Source organism: Methylobacter sp. Wu8 (assembly GCF_036440755.1).
Lineage (GTDB): Bacteria > Pseudomonadota > Gammaproteobacteria > Methylococcales > Methylomonadaceae > Methylobacter_A > Methylobacter_A tundripaludum_A.
Window position 1 is genome coordinate 1 of record NZ_JAZGVT010000024.1, and the last position, 7,056, is coordinate 7,056.

A 7,056-nucleotide genomic window follows, 5' to 3' on the forward strand; every position below is an offset into this window, starting at 1 on the left:
TTATACGACGGGGCGAGGGTATCACTTTTAAGAAGAAACAACAACATAAGACCTCTTTTGTTTCAATCGATTAGCGTATCTATGGGGTATAAATGTTGGCTAACGTAATATATACGACACCATTTGTCGTATAAAAAAATCGCATTGTCGTATAATCATTTTTGATTAAAGTTATCTTATTGTTTTCAATGGTTAGATTGTAAGGTAAGGCGACATATCATGCAAACAAATACGACATCGGCACAGCTCAAAAATTACTCGACCAATGCCGCCAAAGACAAAACTCGTTTCAGGCGCTATAGCCATGTAGGGTACGCTGTGCGTATCATTGAATGCCGAAAACTACGCAAAGCGTACCTACGAAGCCGGAACATGGAATTGAAAGCCAAATTGGAAGATAAGCCGGTATAATAGGCAAATTTTCCCAATTTTTGAGTGATATGAGTAAACAAAGAAAAGCAGTGGCGTTAATTTCCGGCGGACTGGATTCGATGCTGGCTGCGAAAACCATCATGGAGCAGGGCGTCCATGTCGAAGGCATCAACTTCTTTACCGGTTTTTGCGTGGAAGGCCACACCCATGCGATCAGGGCCAGCGACAAGGCCAAGCCAAAACGCAACAATTCCTTATGGGTCGCCGAACAGCTGGGCATGAAGCTGCATATCGTCGACGTGATCGAAGAATACAAAGACGTCCTGATCAACCCCAAGCACGGCTACGGCGCGCACATGAACCCTTGCCTGGACTGCAAGATTTTCATGGTCAACAAGGCCAAGCAGTGGATCGTGGAAAACGATTTCGACTTTATCATCACCGGCGAAGTGATCGGCCAACGGCCGATGTCGCAACGCAAGGATACGATGCCGATCATATCGAGAGAATCAGGCGCCGATGACCGCTTACTGCGGCCTTTGTGCGCGAAGAATTTGCCGCTCACCCTGCCGGAACGGGAAGGTTGGGTCGATAGGGAGAAGCTGCATGATTTTACCGGGCGCTCGCGCAAGCCGCAGATGGCGATGGCCCGGCAGTTTGGTTTTGACGACTACGCCCAGCCTGCGGGCGGCTGCTGTTTCCTGACCGATGCCAACTATTCGGCCAAACTGGTCGATTTATGGAAAGCGCGCGACGGCGACAAACAATACGACCTGGACGATGTGATGCTGCTGAAAGTCGGCAGGCACATCAGGCCGGGACAAAACTTTAAGGTTATCGTCGCCAGGGAGGAAGGCGAAGGCCGCTTCATGCAGGGCTACAAAAAAGAATTCATCACGATGAATTGCACCAGTCATGCAGGGCCATTGGTGCTGGTGGACGGTTCGCCTTCGGCCGAGGATTTGTTCCTGGCGGCCAGAATTACCGCCCGCTACGGCCAGGGACGCAATGCCGAGCAAGTCGATGTGAGCATCACCGATAAAGCGGGCTCCGAACGGGTTATTCAGGTCAAGCCGTTCGGCACAGAAGAGATTCCGCAAGAATGGTATATATGAATAGAGAAACTTTAAACGCCCGCCGCCTGTTGTGCCCGTTACCGGTCATCCGCACTCAGGATAAAGTCAAGCAGCTTAAATCAGGCGACCAGTTGGAGGTTATCTGCACCGATCCGGGCGTGATGCAGGACATCCCTGCCTGGTGCCGGATCAACGGGCATAAGGTGCTGGAAACCCGTTCGGGCGATAATGAATACATTATTATTTTGGAAGTCGGCGGTAATGGCTGAGGTTTTAGACAATACCCGCTACGGTTCCCGTTCCCAGGCGCTGCGTCACTGCTATTAAGTTAATGACAGCGTATTTCCAGCGGTTGGAGTGCAAGGCTGGCTTTGCAGTATGGCGCGGTTAGTACAAGGCAAGCCTTGTACTCCATTTGAACTTAACTTAATGGCAGCGCTTGGAAACGAGGATTTATAGAATAATGGCCGAAGCCTTAGACGCCGCAAAAACGGATAAATTAAAAGCCAGAGCCAGCTATGTCGGCGCGGCGATTAACGTTCTCCAGACGCTGATCAAAATCGGCTTCGGCATCCTCGGGCAGTCTGCGGCCCTGATTGCCGACGGCATTCATTCGCTTTCGGACTTGCTCAGTGATCTGCTGGTGATTATTGCGGTTAGGTTAGGCAGCCGCGAGGCCGATCATGATCATCCCTACGGCCACCGTCGCTTTGAAACCATCGCGACGGTCATTCTGGGCGGGAGCTTAATTGCGATCGGCGGCGCGATCGTCTGGTCGGTCATGGAGCGTATGGCGGATCCCGAGCACCTGCCTGTACCCAACGTGCTGTCAATGGCTGTTGCGGCTGTTTCAATCCTGATCAACGAATGGCTGTACCAATACACCAAGCGCATCGCCAAAAAGACCCGCTCCAAATTACTGCTGGCCAATGCATGGCATCAGCGTAGCGATGCTGTTTCATCGCTGGTGGTTTTGTTCGGCATAGGCGCGGTGATGATGGGCTATCCGTTGGCAGACGGGATTGCCGCAGTCGTGGTCGCGTTGATGGTGGCTAAAATCGGTTTGAACCTGGTGTTCGAGAGCATCAAGGAACTGGTCGACACCTCATTGCCGCCCGCACTGGTCGCCGAGATCAGGACCGCCATTCATGCGATTGACGGCGTCGAAGGCATCCATTTACTGCGCACCCGGCAAATGGGCGAGGATGCGCTGATCGATGCGCACATCGTCGTCGATCCCCGTATTACCGTTTCGGAAGGCCACATGATCGGCGACATCGTCAGGGACGATTTGATCCGGCGTTTTGACGACGTGATGGATGTGCTGGTGCATGTCGACCCCGAAGATGACGAAAGTTTGCAGGAGCAATCCAGACCGCTGTCCCGCGGCGAAGTGCAACGATTGCTGGATATTTATCTGACGGATTTTAAGGTGGCTATCGAGGATTTCAGAATCCATTATCTGGACGGCCAGATTGAAGTGGAAGTGATTTTGCCTTTTGCGCTCAGCGAGCAGCTGGAGGCGATAAAAAAACAATGCAAACTGATGTGTGTGGAAGTTAAAAAAATCGATAATGTGTTTGTGTTTTTTAAAGTTTGATCCGTTAAAAGCCAGTTTTGCAGGATAGGTTATAAATAATGCGATTAACCCTATTTGAGATAACCGCTATACAACACAGTGCCCAAAACATATTCGGCGATACAGTAAAGGTATATCTTTTTGGCAGCAGGGTAGATGACAATAAAAAAGGCGGGGATATAGATTTATATCTTGTACCTGATAATAAAGATAATTTGTATGAGAAAAAGATCAAGTTTTTAAGCGCATTAGACATGGCTTTAGGCGAGCAAAAAATAGATGTTGTTATCGCCAAAGACAAAACCCGGCCCATAGAAAAAGAAGCGATTGAAAAAGGCATAGAATTGAACTTAGAGAACTTAAAAATCGAGAAGATTTTCAAAGAATGCACTAAGCATTTGCAACGGATAAACGAAGCCTATAGCGATATGTCGGCATTTATGCCGCTTACTGCGACTAAATATGAAAATTTATCCAAAGATCAAGTGCAAGCGATAGATCAGTATTTGTTTAGGTTTTCAAAGCTCCAGGATAGTATGGGTGAAAAGCTTTTTAGGGTATTAGTGGGGCGGTTTGAAGGCAATGCCGATAAATTATCGTTTTTGGATGTTATTAAAAAAATGGAAAAATATATCGATATAGATATTGTCAATGAATGGCAGGATTTGAGAAATATACGAAATCAGTTGTCTCATGAATACGAGGATGACGCCATTGAAATGGCCAATAGTATTAATTTAATTTATGCAAAAAAAGAAGTTATTGAAGGCATTTATTTAGCGATAAAAGACAAGTGTTATATAACCACTCAGTTTAACGAGGCTTAACTTATGGCAGTAGGACAGTGCAGTTTTCCGATTATGCACCCGGTAGCAGGCATAACGCTGGGTACAGCGAACGCAGGCATCAAGCAAACCGTCAGGGATGATATTCTGGTGATACAAATGCCGGAGCATTCGACCTGTGCGGCGGTGTTTACCCAGAACGCCTTTTGCGCGGCACCTGTGCATGTCGCGAAAGCGAATCTGGCGCATAGTCCGCGCTGGTTACTGATCAATTCCGGCAACGCCAACGCCGGCACCGGCGAGCAGGGCATGCAGGATGCGTTGGCGACCTGCGCCGATCTGGCCGCAGTGGTCGACGGTGCGGCAACCCAGGTGTTGCCTTTTTCGACCGGCGTCATCGGCCAATCGCTGCCGGTCAACAAAATCAAAGCCGCTTTACGGGAAGCCGTCAGCAACCTTGGTGCCGCCAACTGGGACAAGGCTGCCCAGGCGATCATGACCACCGATACCTTCCCGAAAGGCGTATCCAAGGTCATCGAAATCGACGGACAAACCATCACTATCAACGGCATTTCCAAAGGCGCGGGCATGATCCAGCCGAATATGGCGACCATGCTGGGCTTTATGGCGACCGATGCAAAAATCGAGCAAACCCTGTTGCAGAACTGCCTGGCGCTGGCCGTCGAGCAATCGTTCAACCGCATCACCGTCGATGGCGACACCTCGACCAATGACGCTTGCGTGTTGATGGCGAGCGGCTGCTCGCTGGCTCCTGAAATCAAACAGGACAGCGAGCATTATCAAATCTTTGCCGACGCCGTGATGACCGTTTGCAAACAACTGGCGGAAGCCATCGTTAGGGACGGCGAGGGCGCAACCAAGCTGATGCGCATCGTGGTCGAGCAGGCCTTGACCGATGAAGAAGCGGTGCGCGTCGGCAAAACCATCGCCCATTCGCCGTTGGTGAAAACCGCCTTTTTCGCCAGCGACCCGAACTGGGGGCGGATACTGGCGGCGGTCGGCCGCGCAGGCGTCGAAAACATGGTGCTGGAAGACGTGCAGCTGTATCTGGACGATGTCTGCATCGTCAGGAACGGCGGCAGAGCCGACGACTATACCGAGGAAGCCGGGCAGCGGGTGATGAATCAGGAAGAAATCACCGTGACCGTCAAACTGGGCCGCGGCGACGCGGTGCAGGAAGTATTAACCTGTGATTTTTCGTATGAGTACGTGAAAATCAATGCGGAATATAGGACTTAAAAGCAGGTGAAAGGCGCAAGGTACAAGGCGAAAGGTTTTATTGTTCCCACGCTCCGGCGTGGGAATGCAGTCTTGGACGCTCCAGCGCCCACTAGCAAATGAACCCACTCCAAGTCGCCGTAGGCGTAGTTAAAAACCCGGCAGGAAAAATCCTGATTTCCCTGCGCCATGCCGATTTGCATCAAGGCGGCCTGTGGGAGTTTCCCGGCGGTAAGATTGAAGCCTTGGAAACAGCGGAACAAGCGTTGGCCCGCGAACTCAAGGAAGAGATCAACATCACCGTGACCGCGGCAACCCCGCTGATTACCGTCAAGCACCAGTATCCCGACCGGCTCGTACAGCTAAACGTTTTCTTGGTCGAGCAGTTTTCAGGCGAAGCCAAAAGTTTGGAAGGCCAGCCGTTTAAATGGGTAGCCCCAGCCGAACTGGAACACTACGCATTTCCCGCCGCCAACCAGCCCATCATCACCGCCGCCCGCTTGCCGCATCATTACGCGATTCTGGATGATGCCGATGAAACTTTGTTGCTGACTAACCTGCAAAAAATATTGAACCGGGGCGTCAAGCTGATCCAGGCCAGATTGAAAAACCTGCCTCCTGCCGCTGCCGCAAAGTTTATTGAGCAGGCTTATCCCTTATGTCAGCAGCAACAGGCGATGCTGTTAATGAATTCCGCCGTTGACTGTTCAGTCGAAGTGGACGGTATCCACCTGACCAGCCGGGACTTAATGGCCCTTCGACATAGCTCAGGACAGGCCCTTCGGCTACGCTCAGGACAAGCCTTGACCACGCGCCCCAGGTGGCTCGCCGCATCGTGCCATAACCTTGAACAACTGCAACATGCACAAAACATCGGCGTGGATTTTGTCGTGCTGGCCCCGGTGCAGGAAACCCAAACCCATCCGGGCGCCGCATCGCTGGGCTGGGAACAATTTGCCGATCTGGTCGCCAAGGTCAACCTGCCTGTTTATGCCTTAGGGGGCATGACCGAATCCAGCCTGAGCACAGTGCGGCAAAGCGGCGGCCAGGGGATAGCGGCGATCAGGGCTTTTTTGGATTGAGTGCTGTAGGGTTGGTATGGGGTAGTGCCGTAGGATGTGGTGAGCAGTAGCGAACCGCATCAATCGCGAACGATGGGCTTGCAAGCTCGGCCCATCCTATGGCACTAATACTATTGATTACCACCTGTTGTTATAGAACTCATATTTGTTATGGCTATTTGCCTGTCCGAAACCGTCTAAATCAGGGAATAGCGTCAGATGACGTATGTCGAAAGCCTCTTGTAGAATCTCAATGCATTTTGTTTTTAGTGTGGAAGGAATAGCGAATATATAGGTAGCCCCCTTATCCCTTGGGAGGGCTAAGTTACCCCATTTATCTTTCTTAACTTCGCTATACAAGAATTGTGAGTGCTGGGCCGCAATGCGTTTAGTAATTGACGGCGGCTCCCAAGTAAGTGGGTGCGGTACCCCCTTTAGGCCTTTAATCACCTCTTGGTATTTGCGGCGATCAGTTTCACCTTCATAGCCACCCAAATGATCGGTGTGTACGCCAATAAGAGCCCCAGTTTTATTAGGTTCCGAAACGCAGCAAAACCAGAGAGCTACCAACACACTCTTACTTGTATCGATTAATCTGGTTGCTGCACCATGGTGTTGAAGGCGAGCGAGCAACTCCATGTCTGACAACTCTCTACCATCCAAAAACCTATAGCCATTATGGGTGGCTTGTTCAAGCAGGCGCTGTTCATATGAAGCTAATTTCCCTTCGCTAGGCGATGAGATTCTTCGGTAAGCAGAACTATGAATTGGCCAATCAAGATCACCTTGTCCCCGCCACATTCTGGTAGTGAAGCTACCGTTACTTAGTCACTCCTGAAAAACCCTCTATCCAATTGAAATATTTAATTAATATCTATTTTTAAGCCCATCTTTTCGACCGGAAATGCTAAAATATGCCCCTGTTTTCCGGTCGAAAGGGTGAA

General features: G+C 50.5%; 7 protein-coding genes. 6 read left to right on the forward strand and 1 reads right to left on the reverse strand.

Features of this window, described 5'->3' with window-relative positions; all coding sequences use genetic code 11:
* Positions 1–440: 440 nt before the first annotated feature.
* The 6 genes from V3O24_RS01175 (at position 441) to V3O24_RS01200 (ending at position 6,133) form a co-directional block, all read left to right on the forward strand.
* Entirely contained in the window at positions 441–1,487 is a 1,047-nt protein-coding gene (locus V3O24_RS01175; RefSeq protein WP_331305804.1) for a tRNA (5-methylaminomethyl-2-thiouridylate)-methyltransferase, read from the forward strand.
* Positions 1,484–1,717, forward strand: coding sequence for a sulfurtransferase TusA family protein (locus tag V3O24_RS01180; RefSeq protein WP_331305805.1), 234 nt, complete (start codon positions 1,484–1,486; stop codon positions 1,715–1,717). Before V3O24_RS01175 ends, V3O24_RS01180 begins: the two co-directional genes overlap by 4 nt.
* A 194-nt stretch (positions 1,718–1,911) precedes the next feature.
* Positions 1,912–3,048 (forward strand): cation diffusion facilitator family transporter, encoded by a 1,137-nt coding sequence (locus tag V3O24_RS01185; RefSeq protein ID WP_331305807.1) that lies wholly within the window; start codon positions 1,912–1,914, stop codon positions 3,046–3,048.
* A 38-nt stretch (positions 3,049–3,086) separates the two neighbouring features.
* Positions 3,087–3,854, forward strand: coding sequence for a nucleotidyltransferase domain-containing protein (locus V3O24_RS01190; protein WP_181049862.1), 768 nt, complete (start codon positions 3,087–3,089; stop codon positions 3,852–3,854).
* Between the two features lie 3 nt (positions 3,855–3,857).
* On the forward strand, positions 3,858–5,072 hold the full coding sequence (argJ, locus tag V3O24_RS01195; RefSeq protein WP_331305810.1) for a bifunctional glutamate N-acetyltransferase/amino-acid acetyltransferase ArgJ: 1,215 nt from the start codon (positions 3,858–3,860) through the stop codon (positions 5,070–5,072).
* A gap of 98 nt (positions 5,073–5,170) precedes the next feature.
* Positions 5,171–6,133 carry a Nudix family hydrolase gene (locus V3O24_RS01200; RefSeq protein WP_331305811.1) on the forward strand — a complete coding sequence of 321 codons (963 nt, stop codon included), beginning with the start codon at positions 5,171–5,173 and terminating at the stop codon, positions 6,131–6,133.
* Positions 6,134–6,250: 117 nt separating this feature from the next.
* On the opposite strand, the gene V3O24_RS01205 is transcribed toward V3O24_RS01200, so the two are convergent.
* Positions 6,251–6,913, reverse strand: a complete 663-nt coding sequence (locus V3O24_RS01205; RefSeq protein ID WP_331305813.1) for an FRG domain-containing protein — start codon at positions 6,911–6,913, stop codon at positions 6,251–6,253.
* Between the last annotated feature and the right edge of the window lie 143 nt (positions 6,914–7,056).